This is a genomic window from Microbulbifer maximicatervae (SeqCode) (assembly GCF_052467505.1).
Genome location: NZ_CP174313.1, coordinates 2,017,172 through 2,037,683 on the forward strand (window position 1 = coordinate 2,017,172; position 20,512 = coordinate 2,037,683).

The 20,512-nt window shown below is 47.9% G+C and carries 30 protein-coding genes and 1 pseudogene; 9 read left to right on the plus strand and 22 right to left on the minus strand.

Features of this window, described 5'->3' with window-relative positions:
* Nucleotides 1–26: 26 nt before the first annotated feature.
* The 16 genes and pseudogenes from ACJJIN_RS08775 to ACJJIN_RS08850 form a co-directional block, all read right to left on the minus strand.
* Nucleotides 27–755 (minus strand): Stf0 family sulfotransferase, encoded by a 729-nt coding sequence (locus tag ACJJIN_RS08775; RefSeq protein WP_444897735.1) that lies wholly within the window; start codon nt 753–755, stop codon nt 27–29.
* Between the two features lie 283 nt (nt 756–1,038).
* Entirely contained in the window at nt 1,039–1,335 is a 297-nt protein-coding gene (locus tag ACJJIN_RS08780; protein WP_444897736.1) for a head-tail joining protein, read from the minus strand.
* Nucleotides 1,336–1,341: 6 nt separating this feature from the next.
* Nucleotides 1,342–1,713, minus strand: a complete 372-nt coding sequence (locus ACJJIN_RS08785) for a DUF2190 family protein (protein ID WP_444897737.1) — start codon at nt 1,711–1,713, stop codon at nt 1,342–1,344.
* A 10-nt stretch (nt 1,714–1,723) separates the two neighbouring features.
* Nucleotides 1,724–3,115, minus strand: a complete 1,392-nt coding sequence (locus ACJJIN_RS08790; protein WP_444897738.1) for a phage major capsid protein — start codon at nt 3,113–3,115, stop codon at nt 1,724–1,726.
* A pseudogene (locus tag ACJJIN_RS08795) lies at nt 3,112–3,747 on the minus strand (head maturation protease, ClpP-related); the annotation flags it as partial. The gene ACJJIN_RS08790 and the pseudogene ACJJIN_RS08795, both read right to left, overlap by 4 nt.
* A gap of 125 nt (nt 3,748–3,872) precedes the next feature.
* The gene (locus ACJJIN_RS08800; protein WP_444897739.1) at nt 3,873–5,360 is read right to left on the minus strand and encodes a phage portal protein; all 1,488 of its coding nucleotides are present in this window, start codon (nt 5,358–5,360) and stop codon (nt 3,873–3,875) included.
* Nucleotides 5,360–5,575 carry a DUF6148 family protein gene (locus ACJJIN_RS08805; RefSeq protein ID WP_444897740.1) on the minus strand — a complete coding sequence of 72 codons (216 nt, stop codon included), beginning with the start codon at nt 5,573–5,575 and terminating at the stop codon, nt 5,360–5,362. The genes ACJJIN_RS08800 and ACJJIN_RS08805 overlap by 1 nt, the downstream gene beginning before the upstream one ends.
* 107 nt (nt 5,576–5,682) lie before the next feature.
* The gene (locus tag ACJJIN_RS08810) at nt 5,683–6,300 is read right to left on the minus strand and encodes a terminase gpA endonuclease subunit (RefSeq protein ID WP_444897741.1); all 618 of its coding nucleotides are present in this window, start codon (nt 6,298–6,300) and stop codon (nt 5,683–5,685) included.
* Entirely contained in the window at nt 6,267–7,577 is a 1,311-nt protein-coding gene (locus tag ACJJIN_RS08815; protein ID WP_444897742.1) for a terminase gpA endonuclease subunit, read from the minus strand. Before ACJJIN_RS08815 ends, ACJJIN_RS08810 begins: the two co-directional genes overlap by 34 nt.
* 61 nt (nt 7,578–7,638) lie before the next feature.
* Nucleotides 7,639–7,851 (minus strand): hypothetical protein, encoded by a 213-nt coding sequence (locus tag ACJJIN_RS08820; RefSeq protein WP_444897743.1) that lies wholly within the window; start codon nt 7,849–7,851, stop codon nt 7,639–7,641.
* 48 nt (nt 7,852–7,899) lie between these two features.
* Entirely contained in the window at nt 7,900–8,061 is a 162-nt protein-coding gene (locus ACJJIN_RS08825; protein ID WP_444897744.1) for a hypothetical protein, read from the minus strand.
* 449 nt (nt 8,062–8,510) lie between these two features.
* On the minus strand, nt 8,511–8,870 hold the full coding sequence (locus ACJJIN_RS08830) for a hypothetical protein (RefSeq protein WP_444897745.1): 360 nt from the start codon (nt 8,868–8,870) through the stop codon (nt 8,511–8,513).
* A complete protein-coding gene (locus ACJJIN_RS08835; protein ID WP_444897746.1) occupies nt 8,860–9,087 on the minus strand; it encodes a holin in 228 nt (75 codons plus the stop codon). Before ACJJIN_RS08835 ends, ACJJIN_RS08830 begins: the two co-directional genes overlap by 11 nt.
* A gap of 218 nt (nt 9,088–9,305) precedes the next feature.
* A complete protein-coding gene (locus tag ACJJIN_RS08840; RefSeq protein ID WP_444897747.1) occupies nt 9,306–9,440 on the minus strand; it encodes a hypothetical protein in 135 nt (44 codons plus the stop codon).
* Entirely contained in the window at nt 9,440–9,835 is a 396-nt protein-coding gene (locus ACJJIN_RS08845) for a DUF5675 family protein (protein WP_444897748.1), read from the minus strand. The genes ACJJIN_RS08840 and ACJJIN_RS08845 overlap by 1 nt, the downstream gene beginning before the upstream one ends.
* Nucleotides 9,836–10,046: 211 nt before the next feature.
* Nucleotides 10,047–10,874: a hypothetical protein gene (locus tag ACJJIN_RS08850; protein ID WP_444897749.1), complete on the minus strand. Its 828-nt coding sequence runs from the start codon at nt 10,872–10,874 to the stop codon at nt 10,047–10,049.
* A gap of 1,230 nt (nt 10,875–12,104) precedes the next feature.
* Here ACJJIN_RS08850 and ACJJIN_RS08855 point away from each other — a divergent pair.
* Complete coding sequence (locus ACJJIN_RS08855; protein WP_444897750.1) at nt 12,105–12,464, plus strand: hypothetical protein; 360 nt, start codon at nt 12,105–12,107, stop codon at nt 12,462–12,464.
* Nucleotides 12,465–12,692: 228 nt separating this feature from the next.
* Here the strand turns inward: ACJJIN_RS08855 and ACJJIN_RS08860 are convergent, their stop codons facing one another.
* Genes ACJJIN_RS08860 through ACJJIN_RS08870 form a run of 3 tightly spaced genes read right to left on the minus strand, consistent with a single transcriptional unit; the run spans nt 12,693 to nt 14,279 of the window.
* Nucleotides 12,693–13,235 carry a hypothetical protein gene (locus ACJJIN_RS08860; RefSeq protein ID WP_444897751.1) on the minus strand — a complete coding sequence of 181 codons (543 nt, stop codon included), beginning with the start codon at nt 13,233–13,235 and terminating at the stop codon, nt 12,693–12,695.
* 52 nt (nt 13,236–13,287) lie between these two features.
* Nucleotides 13,288–13,533 carry a hypothetical protein gene (locus ACJJIN_RS08865; RefSeq protein ID WP_413662507.1) on the minus strand — a complete coding sequence of 82 codons (246 nt, stop codon included), beginning with the start codon at nt 13,531–13,533 and terminating at the stop codon, nt 13,288–13,290.
* A 26-nt stretch (nt 13,534–13,559) separates the two neighbouring features.
* The gene (locus ACJJIN_RS08870; protein ID WP_444897752.1) at nt 13,560–14,279 is read right to left on the minus strand and encodes a helix-turn-helix domain-containing protein; all 720 of its coding nucleotides are present in this window, start codon (nt 14,277–14,279) and stop codon (nt 13,560–13,562) included.
* 488 nt (nt 14,280–14,767) lie between these two features.
* Here ACJJIN_RS08870 and ACJJIN_RS08875 point away from each other — a divergent pair, with 488 nt between their 5' ends.
* The gene (locus ACJJIN_RS08875; protein WP_444897753.1) at nt 14,768–15,442 is read left to right on the plus strand and encodes a LexA family protein; all 675 of its coding nucleotides are present in this window, start codon (nt 14,768–14,770) and stop codon (nt 15,440–15,442) included.
* Between the two features lie 88 nt (nt 15,443–15,530).
* On the opposite strand, the gene ACJJIN_RS08880 is transcribed toward ACJJIN_RS08875, so the two are convergent.
* Genes ACJJIN_RS08880 through ACJJIN_RS08890 form a run of 3 tightly spaced genes read right to left on the minus strand, consistent with a single transcriptional unit; the run spans nt 15,531 to nt 16,853 of the window.
* Entirely contained in the window at nt 15,531–16,022 is a 492-nt protein-coding gene (locus ACJJIN_RS08880; RefSeq protein ID WP_444897754.1) for a hypothetical protein, read from the minus strand.
* Nucleotides 15,994–16,437: a helix-turn-helix domain-containing protein gene (locus tag ACJJIN_RS08885; RefSeq protein ID WP_444897755.1), complete on the minus strand. Its 444-nt coding sequence runs from the start codon at nt 16,435–16,437 to the stop codon at nt 15,994–15,996. The genes ACJJIN_RS08880 and ACJJIN_RS08885 overlap by 29 nt, the downstream gene beginning before the upstream one ends.
* Nucleotides 16,438–16,442: 5 nt before the next feature.
* Nucleotides 16,443–16,853, minus strand: a complete 411-nt coding sequence (locus tag ACJJIN_RS08890) for a type II toxin-antitoxin system RelE/ParE family toxin (protein ID WP_444897756.1) — start codon at nt 16,851–16,853, stop codon at nt 16,443–16,445.
* A gap of 496 nt (nt 16,854–17,349) precedes the next feature.
* On the opposite strand from ACJJIN_RS08890, the gene ACJJIN_RS08895 reads away from it, so the two are divergent.
* The 7 genes from ACJJIN_RS08895 (at nt 17,350) to ACJJIN_RS08925 (ending at nt 20,511) form a co-directional block, all read left to right on the plus strand.
* A complete protein-coding gene (locus ACJJIN_RS08895) occupies nt 17,350–17,691 on the plus strand; it encodes a response regulator transcription factor (protein ID WP_444897757.1) in 342 nt (113 codons plus the stop codon).
* Nucleotides 17,692–17,875: 184 nt separating this feature from the next.
* Nucleotides 17,876–18,178 carry a DUF7673 family protein gene (locus ACJJIN_RS08900; protein WP_413662513.1) on the plus strand — a complete coding sequence of 101 codons (303 nt, stop codon included), beginning with the start codon at nt 17,876–17,878 and terminating at the stop codon, nt 18,176–18,178.
* 168 nt (nt 18,179–18,346) lie between these two features.
* Nucleotides 18,347–18,511 (plus strand): hypothetical protein, encoded by a 165-nt coding sequence (locus tag ACJJIN_RS08905; RefSeq protein WP_444897758.1) that lies wholly within the window; start codon nt 18,347–18,349, stop codon nt 18,509–18,511.
* The gene (locus tag ACJJIN_RS08910; RefSeq protein WP_444897760.1) at nt 18,508–18,795 is read left to right on the plus strand and encodes a phage antirepressor KilAC domain-containing protein; all 288 of its coding nucleotides are present in this window, start codon (nt 18,508–18,510) and stop codon (nt 18,793–18,795) included. The genes ACJJIN_RS08905 and ACJJIN_RS08910 overlap by 4 nt, the downstream gene beginning before the upstream one ends.
* An 89-nt stretch (nt 18,796–18,884) precedes the next feature.
* On the plus strand, nt 18,885–19,157 hold the full coding sequence (locus ACJJIN_RS08915) for a hypothetical protein (protein ID WP_444897761.1): 273 nt from the start codon (nt 18,885–18,887) through the stop codon (nt 19,155–19,157).
* Nucleotides 19,158–19,234: 77 nt separating this feature from the next.
* Nucleotides 19,235–19,474, plus strand: a complete 240-nt coding sequence (locus ACJJIN_RS08920; RefSeq protein WP_413662516.1) for a hypothetical protein — start codon at nt 19,235–19,237, stop codon at nt 19,472–19,474.
* On the plus strand, nt 19,474–20,511 hold the full coding sequence (locus tag ACJJIN_RS08925; protein WP_444897762.1) for a tyrosine-type recombinase/integrase: 1,038 nt from the start codon (nt 19,474–19,476) through the stop codon (nt 20,509–20,511). The genes ACJJIN_RS08920 and ACJJIN_RS08925 overlap by 1 nt, the downstream gene beginning before the upstream one ends.
* Nucleotide 20,512 lies beyond the last annotated feature (1 nt).

The window sequence follows — 20,512 nt, forward strand, 5'->3', positions numbered from 1 at the left end:
AACTACCGGCTACCCGATTTAGCCAATCAATCTTCAAAGAAAGGCGCCCATTCTGTTTTAGAAAACTCTGATTTCAATTCATCGTAATTTTTTATCGATTCCCTCAAGGTCTTGGTATTTTGTTTTTTCAACCTCGTTTTTGGTTCTATGTGCTGAACATCCAAGAACTCAGTAATTTTTCTGAATGTACCCGAGCGGTTATTTACTAATTCTTCATAGGTGATAGACAAAAGAGGGTGGTTCTTGAAATTGTTTTCACCATTTTCCTCCCAATCTCTTGTTCTCTTAAATTCAGCTCGCAGCTCATCTTCGGTAAAGCTGACTGATACCTCTTTACTAGGAGTGCTTGAAGCTTGGTCAGATTTAATTGCCCAAACATCCTGAACTCCTGCGACCTTTCTCGAAATTAAAGTACGCAAGATATTTTCTCTCTTTAAGTGAATTACATGTAGATCATTCATTGATTTAAGTTTTTCCCATATGCCGCATGAATGATCATCCTGCGGGTGATAATAAAAAATCTTGAATCCTTTGGCCTTTATGTTAAGTGGCTGTTTAGGAAATGCCTTGGACAAAACTGTTTTGTAATTCTTTCCGTTCAATTTAGAGAATATTTCCCCATCTGCCTCAATCTGCGGATGCGAATTGAGCAACGATATGAGCAAGTTCGATCCAGTTCGTGATCTCGTAAGTACGATAAATCGCCTATAGCGACTAGATCCAATACCTTTGCGAAACTTTTCAATTATGCTCATATGATTTTCTCTTGACTTTGCCTAATATTTATGCAGGAGTCATCATGACTACTATTTCTGGCACAAATTTACGCCAATACGCCATTTTATTCCACTAAATCAATGGATTACGATCATTTGGCACTACCGGTCCATCTGGAAAAATGATCAATTTGACCACTATCCCCATTTTTAACCGATCTTTTAAGTCAATGATTTTAAAGCATTTTCCTGTATGTTTGAGCAACTCAAAAAAATAACAATCACAATGATCATAAATCCTGTGCTGACCTACCAACTCAGGCTACACATCCACCAGCACTCGCCAAACAACCCCATCATCCGCCAATCGCTTGCGCACCGTATACCCCACACTACCAAGGGTAATCACCGCCTCTGAGTTGTAAGCACCTACCTCACTCACCAACAGACTCAATTCAACACGCGGTACCTGCACGCGTTCATCACTACCAAGGTCATCAATCTCCTGCTCAAAGATCACACGGCAATCAATAGGCTCACCGCCGCTACCATCATCATAGGTAGCGGCTTTGCCCCATTTGCGAAACGCGCGCTCTGCGGCTCTCTGATCTAAGTCCATGATGAATTAGGACTTCACTGTGCCCGGTACGCCTGTAAATTTGACCGCGAAGCTGGTAACACTGGAACCCGCTGCCTCAGCGGCAAAGGCCGTTGCGCCGATGATATCGCCAGTGGCTGCGGTGGCTGCGTTGTTATCGAATGAGCTGGATGCAACTACCCGGGTGAGAGTTTCCCCTTGGTTGACCTCTGCGGCGGATACCTTGGGCACGGTGAATACGCCATCAATACCAATCACGCCAGACTCACCCACGGCAATATCATCCATCGCCACACCCAGCACCGCACCAACCGCCACAACCTGGCCAGAGGTAATCTTCGCACTGGTACTGTTGGTGTAATCCAGCATACGCCCGTCTTGTACAAAATTAGTAGCCATTCTCTTTCCCTCAATTGAGTTTGTAACTGAAAGTAAAAAGGCCGCGCGATGCGGCCTCTTCAATGAACGTTGTTAGAGCTAGCGGTTGGCTGGTTTTTGGAGTCTTCACCATGCCTTTCGCATCCCAGGCTTTGGCTGCAGCATCCCAGGCTTTGGCTGCAGCATCCAAGCGGACTTTGAATTCCACCCCATCAATACTCCAACCATTTTGCTCTTCCAAAATTGGGGCTTGCTGGCCATCCAGATAGAGCACTTTGATAGTGTCATACGCTACTGGGTCGGCATTGAGGTACCACGCATTGTGGCCACTAAGGCGCGCATCAGAGAGCACTTCGGCAATATTGCGTACGCTATTCGGTGTGGTGTTGTTTTTGGTGGATGCACCCACTTCGTACTCAGATTCCAGGGCAACCTTTGCACTGCCTTCATCAGCAATATCACAGAGCAGGAACTTGGACCGGATGTTGAGCACCGCATCGCCATCCTTTTGCTTACCTATCAATACCCGCGCAATATCAATACTGCTGGTATTGATTCCCGCTGGGCTAGCGAGGTTGCCATGACTTGCGTCGAACAAGGGCTTATCGTCAGCCATATTGGGATTATTGAGCAAGATGCTAAATACCAGGTCACCCACCGTGTGCACGGCAGCGAGGCCCATCTTTTGTGGGATACGGGTAAATGCGCTGAGGTCATCGTTAATGATGGCTTGGCGGGTAATGGAGAAGAGTTCACCGTAAGTAGCCAGTGTAGCTGTCTCGGCGCACTCTCCGATGCTCACGTATTTAAATTCTGCCCCCGGAGCCACTCGGCGAAGTGAGGGGAAGCTGCCCAGGTCCATGCGAGTTGTGAGTTTAAAGCCACTGAGGTTGCCCACGCTGGTAAAGCGCGGGAAGATCTCTTGTGCTTCTTCATAGCCTTTCAGCATGGATTTATTGGCAGTATTGCCAAGGACAGTCGCGAAGTCACCAGAGCTATGGGTAAACGCTGCGGCAACCACACCCATCCGATCCAGGCCAGACAGGCTCTGTCCATGGGCCTGTATCAGGATGCGGGCAATCTCCATCATGGTGTAGCCACTGAGCTCATTGCCCTCTGTGCGCTTTTCACCGAGGGCACGCACGGCAATGGCATTTTCAGCATCAGCCTTAAGCCGTTTCATGCCCTCACCTTCCTGCACCACCACGCTGTAGCTTTGCACTGGGGTTGGGGTTTGAATACCCAGGGCTGTGAGCAGTTTGTCTTTGGCGCCCTGCACTGAGCAGTCCATATCATTGAGACATTCCTGCATCACAATACTGTGCGCTTCAAAACCTTTAAATACGGCTTTGATATCGTCTTTGCGCTTTTGCTCGTCTGCTGCAAATTGTGCTCTGGCATCGGCTTCAATTTGCGCTTTCATTCCTGGGGTAACCTCGGGCACAGCGGTTGCAGCTGGCGTAGTGGAGGTAGTTTTCGCATGGCTTGCGCCTCCTTGGTTTCGGTTGGGTTGTCTGCAACCGCAGACGGGAATCTAAATTCAGTGGGCCCCTGCATGACCAATTCGCTAATCGCTTTAGGGGTATTTTTGAATTGGTTTAAGAGATCGGCGTTAAAGCTGGCAGCCATCTCGATCTCTGTGGTGGTATCGGTGGCAAAACCGGCTTCTACGGCTTCAGCACCGGTATACCAAGTCTCGTCATCCATCACTTGGCTGACTTCCTCATCCGGCATTCTTGAGCGGGAGGAATAAAGGCCGATCATGGTGGTTTTCACTTTTGCCAGCAGGCTCTTGGTTTTTTCCAGGGCGCGTTCATCGCCTCTGGCGCTGGCACTAGGGTTATGCACCATGTAATAGGCGTTCTCGGCGATATGAACCGTATCCCCGGCTAAGGCGATCACACTACCCATACTGGCTGCGATGCCTTCAATCCAGGTTTCCACTTCGGCCTTATGATCTTTGAGCAGGTTGTAAATGGCGGTACCGTCGAACACATCACCACCGGGGCAGTTGATGTGTAGATTGATCTTGCTGACATCACCGAGTGCTTTGAGATCACGGGCAAAGCCTTAAGCAGTTACGCCCAAATAACCGATGTAGTCATATACATAAATATCGGCTTCGCTTTTTTTGTGGCCGCGGTAATGCTGTACCAAGATTTTTTAGGCATTGCGGTCTCCTATTTAGAGTCAGACTCAGTGTTTTCTGCGGGGACCGCAGTGCGTTTAGTTGGGGTGGTGATCTTGTTTTTTCGCAACTTTTGTTGCCAGGCAGCAGTCTGCTTAATCACATCGTCCGGCTTCTTGCCTCGGCGGCGAATGGTCTGCTGTGGGCTGGCCAGAACATTTTCCAGCAGCGTTTCATCGGCGCTGGCTTCATGTGCTGGATTAATCCAGGGCATAGCCGGGGTAATAAAATCGACGTGCATCAGGGTTGCCGGGTCCACATCAGCAGGCATTTGAAAGGCGTCTGCTAATAAACCCATTTGCACCCAGCGCCGGGTTACTGGCTCTACAATTTCCTCACAGAATTCCAAGCTGAGGGTTTCGTAGTTTGCCCACTGCTCTACCAGTTCCTGGCGCTGCGAACTATAAGTGCCGTTGTAGTTTTTACTGATGCTGCTAAAGCTGACCATGGTGCCGGCAGCAGCCATGCGGTGCATAGTTTCTAAAAATGGCGTTAGTAGACCGCTGGGGCGATTACTTTGAATGGTGCCGACAGATTCCCCAGGCCGCAGATCGTCATAGATAGCACCAGCGCGAATAGCCAAGGTGCGATTTCCTTCATCATCACTGTCCTCAGGTTTGTAATCTTCAGGACCACCTTTTTGAATGAATCCAACTATGGCCGAGGCAATCTTTGCGGCAACTCGCTCGTTTTCTTCATAGTCTTTAATGTCATTAAGGCGGTTCATCACCGCAGCAAAGATGGAAACTCCACGGGTTTGATGCAGCCTGCGCACAAACTTTAGATGCTCAATATTTTCGGCACTGTGAAATCTGCGCTTCATACGCCAGTTAAAGGATGCCCCGGGATGTTCATCGTGTAACCAGAAGCCCAAGGGCTCGCCCCAAGCAGTTTTTTGGATACCCTGAACAATGCGCTTACTGGGATCGTTGTAATCCACCGGCAGGAAATCCGGCTCCAGGCATTCGATGGTGTAAGGCACTTCAGTACGATGCTTTAAGCCAGGTACCGTGCCCTGCAAGTGCCGCATGAGGGTTTCACCATCCCGTAGCCACGTATTACACAGAAGCCGCTGCGCTTTCCCCCAACTGAACTGCCGGGTACATTCCGGGCGCCGAGCCCATTCCTCATGAGCGGCATTCATTTGGGTGGCGAGGTCTTCATGAATGTCGCCATCCCAGGTTTTGGGCTGGAACTCCACATCAATACCGCGCGGACCAACTACGTTGGTTACCAAGGTGGTGAGAATGCCACAGGCAAAATCGTGGTTTTGCTCCAGGTGCCTAGCCTGGCCGCGCAGGGTTTCTACACTGCTCTCAAGCACCAAATCCCCGCTGCGGTTATCCCCGGGATTTTTTCTTGTACGGCTAGGGCGCGTGGCCTCGTAAGCGGCAACCAGTTCTAATGCCCGGCGAGCTTGCATACGGCGCAAAGCAGCCTCGGGAGCAAAAAACCCGATGAGAGAATCCAGTTTGTTCATTAGTAGAAATTCGCGTAGGCAGGTCCGCAGCGTTTACCTGCAGCCTTTAATTTTTCTTGATATACACGGCGCTCCCACTCCTGGCGGCCTGCACGGATTTCCTGCAGGTTCTCTGCAGTAAATTGCCGACCATTGGTCACCGTGGTTTTACCGGCGAGCACGTCTATCTCGGCCTCGATATAGAGGTCGACCATTTCTTGAGGCGTTTTAGACATTTAACTATCCAGTAAGGAGCCAACGGGCTGCACTGGCCGGAGTGGTTTTTTAGTGGTGTGCGTTGATTCAGGGTCCCGATCAGACTCACTAAACAAAGTGCGCTGACCTAAACGCGCTTCAAGAGTTGACCATTTTTCTCAGTCTTTTTGTGTATTTCCATGGCGTAAGCGGCGTGTAAGGCATAAACCTTGGCATCTGTGCCCTCATTCGGTCTCCCGGGTCGCTGCTGCCAGGTCTCTCTACCTTTGTGCTTTTTACTCGGTGCTTTTACTTCAGCAGTTACCTGCTCCCAGTAATCCTGTCGCACATGCTTACAGCTGTGCATATAGGCACTGGTGCCTAGTAGTCGCCGGGCCATCAGATCCTTAGCCTTGTGGGTGCCTACCATATACACCTTCACTTCGTGGCGATCGGCTTTCGTAGTACGCGTAGGGTTGCTAACTTCTGCTTTCCTTGGGTGGGAAAATATTTCTTTACTACCAAAGTCTCTGCTATCGCCTTTAATCGTTATCACAAGAACGCGACGATATTTTCTTTTTCTGGTTCTTACCCACTCATACACTGCGCCGCTGGTAGTTCCATCAGAGGAATCGATGCTCACCGCAGATGCGTAAATCTCACCAAAGCGCTCGTGCTTAAAGCTTTGAAAAACTAACTTATCCAGGGCATCCCAGCAGCTATCACGCTTATCTACCGTGTCGCCATCAATTTCGCCCCAGTACATTTCCAACTTTCTTCATTGCGACCAAATGCGCGGATGGTGATTGCGAGTCGATCGTGCTGGACATCGACACCGGCAGTCACCAGCAAACCGCCAGCAGGACAAAACAATTCTGAGTAGTCTTCGGCAGCTTCTTCCAGTTTCTCGTGGTCCAGTAACCGATTGGCAGCATATTTATAAGGTCTGCCTAACTTGTTGTTTTGGAATACAATGCGTGCAGATTCATCGCCGCTTTTGGCTTCGTGCTCAGCCTCTAAGAAATCCCTAACGACCTCCGCCAATCCTGTGCCAGGGATACACACATAAAGCTCCGATAGCTCCATAAACGTCTCTATCGATTCTATCTCATCCTGCTCATAGTCTTCGCCGCATTGGGTTTTAACCCAGCCGGCAAATTCATCACCGTTTTCACGCGCTGTTTTACAGGTCTTCAATATGTTAGCTTGGCGGCGGTAGTCATCCCATTCACTGCCACACTTGGGGCAACCGTAAATTGCGGTTTCTGGCTGATTCAAGCCGAATACCGGGTGCGGTGTGCCTCCCTCTTTTTCCAACCAACTAACGTTTTCCCAATCCAGTACATGAGACTCACCGCAGTCATGGCAAGTAACCGGCAGTACACGCATAGTGCCGAGTTTGGTGTAGTGCTCCACCTGGGAAAGATCAGCAACGGCAGGCGTGCCACCAATGATCAATTTCTTATTGCGCATTCGCTTGAGGCGTTCGCGCAGGTGGCGAATGGAATCGCCCTGATCACCAACGTCTTTATTAGTATCGTCCGGCTCCTCCACATAGCCGCGCTTGGCGGTGGTGGATTTAACATTGGAGACGGAGTTAGAACCGACTGTACGTACTTCCCCACCCGGGAATACTTTCCTGGTAGGTCTGTTGCCTAGCTTGCGACTGGTGGAGACATCGATCACACGCGCTACATTCGGCGAGCCCTCAACAATCTTCACGAACTTTTCGTCCATGAAGTTCTGGCCTTTTGAATCCTTAGGAAAGAGCATCAAAACCCGCGCGGGATCAGTCACCGCCACCTTACAGATATCTGCCGCTAGCAGTACCGTCCAGCCAATCTGCGCCGCTTTTTGCATTACCACCATCCAAGAGACATGGCTGTCGAGCGCGTACATTACGCCCCAGAAATAGGGCACAAAATCTACTCTGTAATATCCTGCGTTATCACTATCTTCAGAGGGCAGTTTGATATTTTCTGGCAACCACTCAATCAGCGGAATTTTAGGCTGCGGTATCCAGGTCTGGCGTACCTCCTTCACCAGCCTCTGTAAATTCAATCTCGTAACCGCCAATAGTTCTGAGGGCAGCTTCAATGTTTGGCTATAGGGGTTCTCTGTCGACGGTAATGGCACACTGACTTTCGATAGCAATAATGATGCTCTCTACCGCTCCTATAAATTCATTTTTTCCAACGGTGGACCACTCCACCATCGCCTTGCGCGTCGACTCGACATCAAGGATTAATTGATCCTCTCGATACAGCTCGCGCATTTTTAGTTTTGCATTAACTTCAGACTCAATCGCCTGGGCCATATCGCGACGATTTCGGGCCTCATTCGCCTGGCGGCCTGCGGCCTCAGTTCACAATCGCTCGCAATATTCATGAAGCCAAACTTTGTAGCTGGCACCTACGGTAAAGACCTCAGCCTTGAAGTGTTTGGCAATAGCAGGTTGAGTAGCACCAACCAGGCGAGCAAAACCAGACTGAGTGGCCTGATCATCAAGTGATAGGTTGTCAGCCAAGGTATAACCCCCTAGGAAATTTCAGATATCTGTTAAAAAAACACGGTCCGAATTACCCGTGTGCTACCCCTCTCAGGAGGACCCATTCAGCGCCTCTTCGCGGTCGCAATCGCATGGTCCATGGCTTTATCAAGTTCTAGTGGCAAATGCCTACGTGCTGTGCCGTCAGCAATCCGAAAGAAAGGAAAGCGCTTGCGGTAGTCTGGCTTTCCCTTTAGGAAAATGAGAATGGGCTTTACTGTAGGACGTCGCTTACCCCCGGCCCTTTTCCACACACCCAACACTCCGTTTACCTTTCCTACAAAGTGCTTGCCTGTTGGCCCTTGAGTACTATTTGCCCTGCCCTTTTTGGTACCTGAACCAGCACGGAGTTCTGCCAGAATCTTCTTATAGGTAGCGACCGAGATATTCCCATGTCGGTTTAGCCTTGCCGCTTTTCCATGTACGGCCTACATACCCGCAGGCAGCACACCTAGATCCCGCAGGGCATGCTCAAATCTCTTATCGTTGCGCTTCACATCGATAACCGACGGCGCCAAGTATTTACTCGGTGCCGTGCCGTTGGTTGCTTGATCACGAATAAAGATCTTCGCAACACCCGAGCGCTTAGTGGCTTTCTTCACCAGTACAGAGTTCAGTGTCAGCTTCGCTGGATTTGCAAAGATACGCCCAATTGCTGCGCGCTCTTCTCCACGTATACGAAAGGCCACGTTATTTAGGGCAACCGAACTGGCATAAGGTAATTGCTTCTTCAGTTCAGCAGCTGCTCGATCAAACTTTGAGGTATCGAGCTTTACATTAACGTCCATCGCCCCCGCCCTGCTGCTCTTGCAGCTTCAAGCGCTTGTGGTTGTAATAGCAATTCACAATGAACCCACCCAAAGCAATCAAGAAACCACCTACCGCCAATATCTCTTGTGCTGCATATCCACCAACTACCGCTGTACCCGCAGCAACCGTAGTGGTTGCACTGGCGACCTTCTGAACCATGGCTTCCCTCGCTGCCTCTTGAGCTACAGTGTTCACCGCTTAACCTCACTCACCCACGACTTCACAAAATAGAAACCGATGATGATGCTATAAGGCTGCACAACCACATCAACTAGCAGACCCTTTAGGTCTGCTACAAAAGGCGCGTTAAAAGCCTTGGCCGCTGCAATAAATAAAACCAGCAGCGCCCAAACCATTGTCACCAGAAAGGCAATTAATCTTCGCGCCCGGTTCTGCGGCTGCGTGGCCTTCAGTTATTTCAGATACCAACGAGATTTTTCCTCATTGGTAAACCACATCGCATCTACAGTATTCACAGTGGCATCTAGCACTTTGTTTGCCGACTCGGGGCCAGCAAATAAACTCTTAACTCCAGACCAAATACCCATCACGGATACTCCGGCACATAGTGCGTGATTGTTAGATTAAACTCATAAGGCAGCAGCTCTCGCAATTGCTGCATTGCCCTGCGGGATTGCGTCACCCACCAATTGCCGGGAGCCAGACTAGAGCCAACCCCAATGCAGCCCTGCACATCTGCAGCATAATTTGCTGTATGGATCAAGATTTTTGAACGACTAGGCACTTCCAGTAGCTCCCACACATTGGGGAACCTTGGTGAACTATAGGGATTACAGGAATAAACCCCTTCAGGAATACAGCTCTCGAACGGACGATTACCTAACCACGGGCGCTCTACCGTATAAAACACACAGTCGCGCACCCTTAGCCGTCCCAATGTGGCATTAGGCCCATAGGCAAATCGCTGCAGATTGCAATTCATGAAGTTCTACTCGCAGAGTATTGGAATAGAAAACGGCACCCAAGTGAACACCGCCAAGTACAGAAAATCAAAGACTAAAAAATGAAAAAACCCGCACAAGGCGGGTTAATTTTTATGAAATAAGTATCGCTACTGAGCGACTATCTAAGATTTCTTAACTGATTTTAACTTACAGTACATCTTAAACCTTAAATCAAAAATAAGGACGCGCTTAGTGCTGGTAAGCATCTCTCAGCATATCTTCAAGATATACATGATGAGTTTCAGATTCCATACCTTGCGCGTCTTTAATTTTAACACCTATGGCTGTTTCATCACCATCAGGAGCAGTTGTTGTTGTCACTTCTAGCTTGTATGCTTCATAGAATTTTGATTCATCACCAAAAGGTGCGTGAAAATGGTAAACCTCTTTCCCCTCCCCAAACCACAGTAATTCGACAACAAATGCCATATCACCATTGTTTGAATTTGGATCAAGAGTTGGGTTATCTCTTAGAGACAATTCAACCTGCTTACCGTCAACTGTGAACGTTGCGACATCAACAATCTTGCTTGGAGTCACATCAACCAGCTGCCCATGAACAGTAAATAGTCTTTGGTCATAGTTCAGTGAACGCTCTGCCCCAATAAAATTTTCAGCCTCAGAGACATAACCATCAATGTTGATCATTGTATTATTTAAGCTTTCGAGGTCCAAGCCATCTACTACAACATCAAGCTGACGATACACCCAGGCGTCATCGACGGTCGCTTCATGTCTCCAACCTCCGTCATCCACCTGGAAATTGCTTACTGACAGACTGGGTGCATTAGGAAAGTTAATTTCCAACGAAGCAAGTATAGCGGGGGACCATTTATCTTTTTGATCAACAGTCAAGGTTGCAGAGCTAGCGCCTTCTAAATCTAGACCGGGGTACTGTAATTCACCACCAAATGAACCTAGATCTTGAAGTTCGTATTGGAACGTTTTAGCCTGCGCGCCGAAGGCCAACAAGGCCACAGAAACAGCTACTGTTTTGACGGTATTTCTTAAAAACATAAAAACTCACCAAAAAATGTATTGATTAACTAACGAAAGAGGAAGTAAAACTTACAGCACACCTTAAACTAAGTAAATTATATTGAACTTAATTTAGCATCCTTTCCCAGTACGATCTTACCAAATAAAGAAACTCAAAATTTCACGAACAATATCTTTCTCATTCACCAGAATTAATACAAACAGAACGCGTAAAAACCCAGCGCCTGATCACACTTTGTAAAACAGCCATTCAAAAAATACATAAAGTGCGATTAAAGTTTGAAGAAACTTACTGAGCTAACCAACTTCCAGGCATAAAAAAACCAGCTCAGTGGCTGGTTTAATTTTGCAAAGCAGAAAAACTGCATGCTAGGAAATTTATACCCCCTCAGGACAAAGCTGTCAACAAGCGGCTTTAAGTCGCCCTCTGTACTCCTGTACAACTTCAGAAATAGGCCCTAAAGCTCTTGCGGGCAGAGGGTCCAAACGCCGTTGCAAACGTTTCCAAATTTTTACCCACTCCCTATCCCACCGCTTTTTGTCACATCCTAAAATTTTCCGCGCTTGACCCAGATCTATTAATCGATCATTTACATCGCGCAGTGCACGCGCATTAATACAGAATAGCGCCAGCTGGCTAACCTTTTCTCGCAAGCAATTCGGAATATAGCGAACGGCACTCAACTCAAAGCTCTCCGCAACTGGATTACTCGCCAGGCTCCCGGAGCAAGAGCTGTATCAATTCCAGTACATCCTTGAAAATCTGATGGCGGTGGAGGTCCAGATTATCGAGCGACCTGGAACTTCCTGTAGTCCCTACACGTTAGAACGCTTGGCAGAGTTATAAGGCTCACATAGGTATATACCCCTGGAGATACAATTACGATTACCCAACCATGGACGCTCTACGATATAGAAAGTTCAGCCATACAACATCAAGCGCCCCAAAGTAGCAACCGACTCACTGGTAAATCTTGTCACGCTAAAATCCATAAGATAGAAACTTCCTATTTGGTTTTTTAGTTGAAAGTAGTCAAAAAATAGGTAAGCTACTCCTCTTTTATGACCCCGAGACTACACCGGATTGCGGAACAAACCCTCGTACCATTTATGTCAGGATTTATTAATTTTCAAAAGGCCACAAACTCCACCATAGGACAACTAATTACTCTCCCTATATAGAAGCAAGTCAAACCCATCTATAGTTCCAATTTATTATTTTCAGGCGAAAATGCTTTATAGATAAACATGAAAAAACTTATCATGAAAAAATTAATATTACCGATTGCTATTGCCTTATCTTACTCACCAATCACCAGTGCAGCCGGCATTGCGTCTTCATTTGATATTGAATATGTGCGTATTGGCAAGTCTGGAAAAGGGTTTGTCAGGTTCAAATCAGAACTAAACTATGATCCCCCCGAGTGCGTAAGCTCGCACTATAAGGATGCGCTCGCTTTCGATACAAATGAAAAGGGTGGCGCGTCCATATATGCAATGGCCCTCGCAGCTCAAGCACAAGGTAAGAAAATATATGCCGTTGGGAGTGATTCATGTGATGCCTACTCCCAAATCGAAAGTTGGAGTTGGGGTTATATTGTCAATTAAAACTTCTCTGTATTCAGAACTTAAAAAACCGGCTCAGTGGCCGGTTTAATTTTGCAAAGCAGAAAAACTGCACGCTAGGAAATTTATACCCCCTCAGGACAAAGCTGTCAACAAGCGGCTTTAAGTCGCCCTCTGTACTCCTGCACAATCTCAGATATAGGCCCTAAAGCTCTTGCGGGCAAAGGGTCCAAACGCCGTTGCAAACGTTTCCAAATTTTTACCCAATCCCTATCCCACCGCTTTTTTGTCACACCCTAAAATTGTCCGCGCTTGGCCCAGGTCTATTAATCGGCCATTCACATCACGCAGTGCACACGCATTAATACAAAATAACGCCAGCTGGCTAACCTTTTCTCGCGGGTGCGGTTCTCCCCATTTATCGAACTCACTCATCAAGTATTTCAGTAGTGTTGCCCGCTCTTTGACTCTTGAGGCTGGCGGGGCGTAGGCGGCCATGCCCCAGCAGTATGCCAACGGATCACTCGCTCGCAGCTTTGCAACTGCATCTTGGATTAACCCCTTTTCACAGGCGTCCATGATGCGGTTGCCGCTGTCCTTAGTTCCCGGGGTTTCTTTTGCAACTAGTGTTGGGGCTGCAACCCGGCAAATGACTTGGTTGGCCCTCCCCTGCACCTCTCCGCGAATTACAACTTTTCGCCCTCGCCCAGCTGAGGTAACCGTACTTCTGCCGCCCATGGCCTCATAATCAAATGCAGCTGTGGAGCTATCAAAGGCGTCGTGCCACGCTTGTCTAGCACTTTCAAATTTCATGTCATGCCCCCCAAGCAATTTTCAAGCAACCAAAAACCAACCACACTCCCCATCAAGCAGCCTTCGGCATACTCTCGTAGTAATCCTGAAATCGCCTTTCAGCTGCGTGCAAATTATCTCGGTGATACGTGCCCAGGTAATTTATGTGGCCCTGGTTTATCCAGAATTGGGTAACCACCGTATTCGCGAACACAACCTCCACGAGGTGAGCGTACTTGGTGCGGAATACGGCTAGGGGGCTGATGGGGTTGGTTGTGGCAATCCTTGCGATGGCTTCTGGGATGGTGACTGTGCACATGGTGAGCGCTCCTTGGTGATTGAGTTTTACCAGCGTGTATCTGACAACAGGTCGTTAATCGATCGGTCCCGCGTTTGTTTCGCCCCTTGCGCTTGGGGTGGCGGTGCTAGGCAGTTCTCGCGTTTTAGCCAGTTGCGCCAGGTGGCGAGCCAATCGAGTTTTACGCCCCGCTGGCCGGGTTGGGATATCCAGTAATCGCGGAAGCTTTCGGCAATGTCGTGGATTCGGGGGATCAGGTCTGGGCGGAGGCGTTGGGCTTCGGTGCGGAATTTGTCCGTGAGAACCCAGTTTCCAGGCAAGCGTGTGCCGCGTTTGGGGTTGGCGCGATTTGGAACTGTGCCTCTCTCTACTGGTTTCTTATTGGTTCTTACTGGTTCTATAGAGAAGGACGTGTTGTCATTTTCACCGGTTGGGTGCTCAGATTTCACCGGTTCGTGTTTTATTTTCACCGGTGAAGATTTTTCACCGGTGAAATCATTGCACCGGTTTACGTGTAAAAAGAGGTCATAATTGGTTCTGCGGCCGTTGGATTTTTCGGCGCTCAGGTAGCCCAATTCTTCCAACTCTTCGATGGCATTAATCACCGAGCGCTTTGTGCATTGCGCAACGTCCACCAGGTAAGAATTACCCGGATCACACTGCCCCGTGTCACTGTTATGGCAATCGGCCAACGCAATTAAAACCAGCTTTGCGGTTGGTGTTCTGGTCCTGCGTTTAATGGCCCATGCAGCGGCTTCAAAGCTCACCACGCACCTCCTGTATAAATTTCCATATATCGCACCTGATTACCGCCCTACACCACAAGCAGCAAAATTACCAAGTCACAACAGTGGGATTTGGAAATGATTGTTCTTCAGGGTTTCCCAGCAAGCTCAGACTCAGTTAGCTAGCTTGCTGAATTTCAACGCTTACTTGATCGTCTAACGGACCAAAAATATCGGGACGCAGACGTGTACGAGTAACGACTCGCTGGGTAGCTAACTCAATCTTTTTGCAGAGTTTGGAGGTATCGCCCTGACACCGCTTCGCATTTGGGAAACAAAAGCAGGCGAAACTCCAATAGCCCGCGCCAATTTGGCTGATGACCCCAATGCCTTCACAGCATCATCAAGCACTGAGTTGTTCCTTGGTTGGGTCATTTCGGCCCTCCTTGCCACCAATAGCCCGAGTATTAACTTTCGGCTACCAAAAATCAATAGCCGATAATTAATTAACTTATAGCTAATATGTGGTCATGAAACATCCTGACTTTGCTAAGCGGTTCAAACAGGCAGTCGCACATGCCGGCGTAGAAGACACGCAGGAAGCATTAGCGCGCCTCTTTCACGTAAGTACCGTAACTATTTGGAGCTACCGCAACGGCGAAAAACTGCCGCGCATGAGCACAGCTACACGGATTGCTGAAACTCTCGGGGTATCTGTAGATTGGTTGCTCATCGGTGCCGGCAATGGGCCCGACGAACAAAGTAACAGTGGGGGAAGCAATGTTACGCAAGGGCCGCGAATCCAAGGAAGAATACCACTGATTAGCTGGGTGCAGGCTGGAGCCTTTTGTGAAGCCGTAGACCTACTAGAGCCAGGGGATGCCGAAGCTTGGCTGCCTTGCCCCGCTGCTCACTCAGACCGGGCTTACGCATTACGAGTGAGTGGCGACAGCATGACTAGCCCCTACCCAGGCCAGCGCTCTTACCCAGAGGGCACCATTATTTTTGTGGATCCCGAAAAACCACTCACTAACGGCTGCAGGGTAATCGCCAAGCTTAATGATGAAGTAACTTTTAAAACTTATGCTGAAGATATGGGCCGCACTTTTTTACGGCCTATTAACCCAAGCTATCCATCCATGGATATCACAGACAAAGATGTCAGTTTCTGCGGGGTTATATTAGGCTCTTACATACCGGACTAAACTGCTTAACTCCATCTCTCCCTAAAATGTCTTTATTAGCACACCTATTAATCATGATGAAATAAAGAATAAAAAAACCATAGGCTTTTTAAGATGTCTCAGATCTTCCAGCAGTCTCACTCTTAGGCTCCTTCGTTCTCATAAGACCATCAAATGTGGCTAGAGGTAAAATAACCCCACCCCATGGCATAGAGCCCGTCAACGATTCAAGCCTATCACGCATTAAGCCATATAGAATATTAGCGCCATTCATAACAAGAACTTTATTAGCCGTATCCTTGCTCTCTAAAAAACGAGCAGGAGCATCGCTAGAAAATGATAGTTGAGCAATTGCCACTATTTTTACAGAATAAAAATTTCCGAAACTGCTTTTCTCTAAATCCTCTGACTTCGAACTCACAGTAAGCCTAATAAATGCTTGGTGTAATTCGTCATCAGACTCCAAATCTTCTAATGAAAATTCAAAATCATCGACCTTAAACGCTTCAGGCCAATCTTCTAACTCACCGTTACCATCACACCTGACAGAGAATTCTATAAATTTGTAACTCTCAAGCTGCAAGATTGATTGCTTCATCACTTTCACACTCTAATCTAACTTGAGTAAGGTCAACATTTCTGGACTGCTTACTTTGTACCGACTTAGCCTCACTATAAGCTAACTTATTTCTTTCCAAATCATAGGTCTTAATAAGATATTTAATTCTCTCAAAATTTTGCTCATAAATATCTTTTGGAATAAAATTAACTGAGATCTCACAATCTAGAACTGTGGCAAACTTGGCCAAACTAAGAATAGAAAAATTCTTATCACCACGCAGTGCCTGAGTAACATAGGAGCGACTACAGTTCATCTGTTCAGCAAGATCTGCCTTAGTCATGCACCTTCGACGCATTACTCTATCTAGCATCAGGGCTAACTTCATCTGCACCCTAGCAGCTTTCATTTCAGGCGTATTCTTAAGCCTTGAAAGTATATCTTTAAAACGAGCCATAATATCTACTCCTCCTCGTAGTCTAAAATTCGAAGCTTCCCTTCTTCTTTAGCAGTCAAATAACGTTTCCTTAATCTAATAACAGATTTCTTTTCAGATTCTGGTGTTTTTTGAGTTTTCTTACGAAATAGATGGCAACAAATGACCATTTTGGGTGAATCGACAAAAAAGGATAAGCGAAAGTTTCCCTTGATAAACTCATATAAATCATTCCGCCTATCTATATGATGCCTAGTGTTACTAGGCATTTCTTTTGGCCCATATTGACTCGCCATTTCTAACAGTGAGATCCAGTTTGCACGCTCCCTATCCGTAAGGAGCTTCACAAAATCTGCTGCAATCTCTGAGTCGTATTTCTCGTCACTTTCAACAAGTATCCGCCATTGATCAGGCGGGACTATATCAGAGAGTATCACAGCTTGTTAACCTATTAGTTAACAGATATAGGTGGCGGCTCCTGAATTTCAATAGAATCTTCCCTGTAATGGCCAATAAGGCGCTACTTTTTACTCTCAAAGGCCAATCCAGGCCAAAATCGCTATCAAAGAGCGCTTATTCTTCGAGCGTTATAATTTTTAAGCTGCAAAACGTAAGTGCTTATTTCGTCGCATGGTAAGCAGTAATATTAAACGCTCAAACCCATTCCCAAAAGCTTAAAAAGCCAAAAGTACTAGTCTTTTTTTTGTACGTTCGTAGTAAATATGATCGTAATTGAAGAATTGGCACAATCATATCTAATAGCAATCCCCTAAATCATCAACAGCTACTTCCCTAATTAAAATTAAAGACTTATTCAAAAAAATAAGGATATGGTCATTTCTATTTATTTTTCAGTAATTAACTTTTGGCTACTGACCAAACAATTAACTTTCAGCTACTGTCTAGATATCAACCTCGGTCAAGGCACCCCAAATGCACGCCACCATTGAGTACAGACCACTGGCCCCACGCCAGTCAGAAGCACTCATGCACCGCGCCCGCGGCCTCTCCAACAAAGAGACCGCAGCAGCTATGCGGTGCTCTGTAGCCAATGTCACCAACTTGCTGGCTGAATGCTTTTACAAACTGCATGCCCGCAATAGTACTGAAGCGGTGGCCAAAGCAGTTAAGCATGGATTAATTCAATTTGCTCTGATCGCCTCAGTTATTAGCGGTATTGGTACGGATGCGCAGGAACAGTTGCGCACCCGTATGCAGCGCCGCCCCACCACTCAAACTATCCGCATTCGCAATAACTACGAGGGCATCGTATGACCGCCACAGTCTATGTACTCCCAAAAGCTCAAACTCAATGCGATAAGCATCGCCCAAGTGGTAAACCCGGGCCAGTTATCGCCAGCAGTCAAAAGCACCACCGCGCGATAAAAACATCGCTAAAGCCGACACCGGCATCCTCCTCACAGGGTGACGATTGGCCCCCGTTTGGAGGTGATGCAGCATGACTTATTTCACCTCAAAACAGAGTGTGGAAACTCTGCTTACTGTAGCCAACGGTTACTCCGGCGCTAGCGCAATTGCTGCACAGGTATTGCTTTCAGCCTGGAATAGCAATGATTTCACGGTCCCCGTTGCCGAGCTCTCCCTGCTTGATGGTGACAACTATCAGCACGCACTTAACGTAATCACGCTTCGCTACATGGGCAAAGAACCCCAAAGCGTTATTGCGCACGGCGAGAAAAAGTTTCGCACCCTTCGGGTCGAGTGGTCTCACCTTGAAACCCAGAGAAAAGGTGCAGCATGAATCAGCCGCAGCAGCTACCACGAATACACTGCGCCCACTGCGGAAAACCCGCAGAGCCGGTATTCAATGGAAAGCTGTTATTACGCGGCTGGACTTGTCAGCTTTGCAAATACTGGGAGCCGGCAATTGGCAGGGAGCGGAAGTTCAAAAAAATAGTAGGGACGAACCATGAATGAATTCTCCCAACTACTAAAAATCACTCAAGACCTAATGGCTACGGTAGAAACTCAGCAGTTACAAATAAACGGCATGCAAGAGCAAATAGCCGCACTCTCCGAAGCCATCCAGGACCAACTATCAGAAAAAAATTTGAAGGACCAGGAGGCAGCGTGAAAAAGGAAAAACTCTTCACCATCACCCAGGCCGCCCGAACTTTAGAAATGGGCAGAAACAACCTGTTAAAGCTACTGCGAAATAGCGATCTTTTGCATAACCGCGAACCTATGCGCAACTCACCGACAAAGGCCGCCGTACAGCAGGGGTTACTGGTTGCAGAGAATGCCGAATATAGCCGTGGCCCGGTGAAGGTGCCGTATATCAATACCAAGGTGACATCGAAAGGCATGGTGTGGATTCGAGATCTGATCGAAAAGAATTCCATCTCCCAAGCCAGCTAGAAATTTAACCGCGCCCCGGCGCATTCAGTCAGAGGTAACCATCCTTGGGCTGCCGGTATGGAGCCCATTTTTTGAAATGGGAAAATCCAATGGAAAGATACGCACTGCTTACTGGCACCTACAACCTATTGATGGGGGGCATCAAAGATTTCAAACGCTCCTATGCCACTGAAGAGGAGGCCCTCGAAGAAATACAGCGCATCGCTCAGAATGACCTGTTTACCCACTGGGCGCAGATATTCGACAAGAAAACCGACAAGGCAAAAATTTATCGCATAGTCGATAAGAAAATCATTGAAGAGAAACCCAAAGACTGCCCTCACCCAGAATCAAAACCCCAGGCAGAACCGCAATACGCTTGACCTCAATTAAAAACAGTTTTCTCAGCCCGCCAAGTGCGGGCTTTTTAGGTAGAAGACAACAACGCGAGGGATGTGCGATGGGCAACTTGTTAACCAAACATGAGATAGGCCGACTAACGGGCACTGGCGCCGAGAATGCCGAGGAGCAAAAGCGTATTCTCGATGCCAATCGAATTCCCTATGTGCTGAAAAAGGACCGGTCCCCTGCACTCACCTGGGAAATGGTTAATCAAGCCATTCTGGCCAGAGGGGCCTCAAAACCCGACTTAGCCGGTGTTAACCTACCCCCAGGCTTTAACCTTGGAGCAGCAAGCTAATGGGCAGAAGGCGCAACCCCGAAAATGCATGGATGCCACCTTACGTTGTCCGCTACCCTCGCGGATACCGCGTAAGGCGCAGAGGCTGGCCTATACAGCATCTAGCCGACCTCAACGCTAGCAAATCAGAAGTGTGGGCCGCTTACGAAAAGTATCAGGCAGGCTTGGTACAAAAGACATTCACCCTCACAGACCTAACAGAACTCTACTTCGCCTCCCCTCAATACACTAAGCACATCAAGCCTCAAACCCAGAAAGATTATCACCGCTATAGCTTGCGTATCTTGGCGGTATTTGGGGAAATGGAACCGGATAACATCACCTCCCCTCTGGTACAGATGTTCCTTGATGCCCGCGGAGCCGAACATCCCACAGCCGCAAACCGCGAGAAGACATTCCTCGGCATTGTTATGAAATGGGGTAAAGCCAGAGGATTCGTGAAGATTGAAGATCCAACGGCGGTAGTTAAAAGCCTGAAAGAGAAAGCAGGTGGGCGCTACATAGAAGACTGGGAATACCAAGCCTTCTGGCAATGGCTGGGCGATCACGGCCACGTAATGCACCAGTGCGCCATGGAAATCAGCTACCTTTGTGCCGCCAGACAACAAGATGTACTCGCCCTGACCCGTGCAGACATCCAAGAAGATGGCCTATTGATCGTGCAAGCCAAAACAGGCAAAGCCCAACTAAAGCTATGGAGCACAGCCCTCAAAGAAGCCGTTGATCGCGCAGTAGCCACCAATACCGAAGCACAAATTCAAACCACCCACATCATCCGCAGCCGCGTTGGCCGTGCCTACACCCGCATGGGGTTTAATGCTATATGGCTTCGCGAACAACGAGCAGCCCTAGCCGCTGGCGCTATCAAACAGCGCTTTCGCTTTCACGATTTGAAGATCAAAGCGGCTAGTGACTTTGAAGGGGATGTTCAAAAATTCACCGGGCATAAGACGCGATCTATGGCTGAGCGGTACAATCGTACTGCGGATAAAGTGCTTAGCTTAGATCGCAGCAGATCGTCCCTAGACAAAACCTAAC

Coding starts and splice junctions, on each gene's coding strand:
- ACJJIN_RS08775 (WP_444897735.1), bottom strand. CDS start 755: ATGAGCATAATTGAAAAGTTTCGCAAAGGTATTGGATCTAGTCGCTAT.
- ACJJIN_RS08780 (WP_444897736.1), bottom strand. CDS start 1,335: ATGGACTTAGATCAGAGAGCCGCAGAGCGCGCGTTTCGCAAATGGGGC.
- ACJJIN_RS08785 (WP_444897737.1), bottom strand. CDS start 1,713: ATGGCTACTAATTTTGTACAAGACGGGCGTATGCTGGATTACACCAAC.
- ACJJIN_RS08790 (WP_444897738.1), bottom strand. CDS start 3,115: ATGAAAGCGCAAATTGAAGCCGATGCCAGAGCACAATTTGCAGCAGAC.
- ACJJIN_RS08800 (WP_444897739.1), bottom strand. CDS start 5,360: ATGAACAAACTGGATTCTCTCATCGGGTTTTTTGCTCCCGAGGCTGCT.
- ACJJIN_RS08805 (WP_444897740.1), bottom strand. CDS start 5,575: ATGTCTAAAACGCCTCAAGAAATGGTCGACCTCTATATCGAGGCCGAG.
- ACJJIN_RS08810 (WP_444897741.1), bottom strand. CDS start 6,300: ATGTACTGGGGCGAAATTGATGGCGACACGGTAGATAAGCGTGATAGC.
- ACJJIN_RS08820 (WP_444897743.1), bottom strand. CDS start 7,851: ATGGCCCAGGCGATTGAGTCTGAAGTTAATGCAAAACTAAAAATGCGC.
- ACJJIN_RS08830 (WP_444897745.1), bottom strand. CDS start 8,870: ATGGACGTTAATGTAAAGCTCGATACCTCAAAGTTTGATCGAGCAGCT.
- ACJJIN_RS08840 (WP_444897747.1), bottom strand. CDS start 9,440: ATGGGTATTTGGTCTGGAGTTAAGAGTTTATTTGCTGGCCCCGAGTCG.
- ACJJIN_RS08845 (WP_444897748.1), bottom strand. CDS start 9,835: ATGAATTGCAATCTGCAGCGATTTGCCTATGGGCCTAATGCCACATTG.
- ACJJIN_RS08850 (WP_444897749.1), bottom strand. CDS start 10,874: ATGTTTTTAAGAAATACCGTCAAAACAGTAGCTGTTTCTGTGGCCTTG.
- ACJJIN_RS08855 (WP_444897750.1), top strand. CDS start 12,105: ATGAAAAAACTTATCATGAAAAAATTAATATTACCGATTGCTATTGCC.
- ACJJIN_RS08860 (WP_444897751.1), bottom strand. CDS start 13,235: ATGAAATTTGAAAGTGCTAGACAAGCGTGGCACGACGCCTTTGATAGC.
- ACJJIN_RS08865 (WP_413662507.1), bottom strand. CDS start 13,533: ATGTGCACAGTCACCATCCCAGAAGCCATCGCAAGGATTGCCACAACC.
- ACJJIN_RS08875 (WP_444897753.1), top strand. CDS start 14,768: ATGAAACATCCTGACTTTGCTAAGCGGTTCAAACAGGCAGTCGCACAT.
- ACJJIN_RS08885 (WP_444897755.1), bottom strand. CDS start 16,437: ATGGCTCGTTTTAAAGATATACTTTCAAGGCTTAAGAATACGCCTGAA.
- ACJJIN_RS08895 (WP_444897757.1), top strand. CDS start 17,350: ATGCACGCCACCATTGAGTACAGACCACTGGCCCCACGCCAGTCAGAA.
- ACJJIN_RS08900 (WP_413662513.1), top strand. CDS start 17,876: ATGACTTATTTCACCTCAAAACAGAGTGTGGAAACTCTGCTTACTGTA.
- ACJJIN_RS08905 (WP_444897758.1), top strand. CDS start 18,347: ATGAATGAATTCTCCCAACTACTAAAAATCACTCAAGACCTAATGGCT.
- ACJJIN_RS08915 (WP_444897761.1), top strand. CDS start 18,885: ATGGAAAGATACGCACTGCTTACTGGCACCTACAACCTATTGATGGGG.
- ACJJIN_RS08920 (WP_413662516.1), top strand. CDS start 19,235: ATGGGCAACTTGTTAACCAAACATGAGATAGGCCGACTAACGGGCACT.
- ACJJIN_RS08925 (WP_444897762.1), top strand. CDS start 19,474: ATGGGCAGAAGGCGCAACCCCGAAAATGCATGGATGCCACCTTACGTT.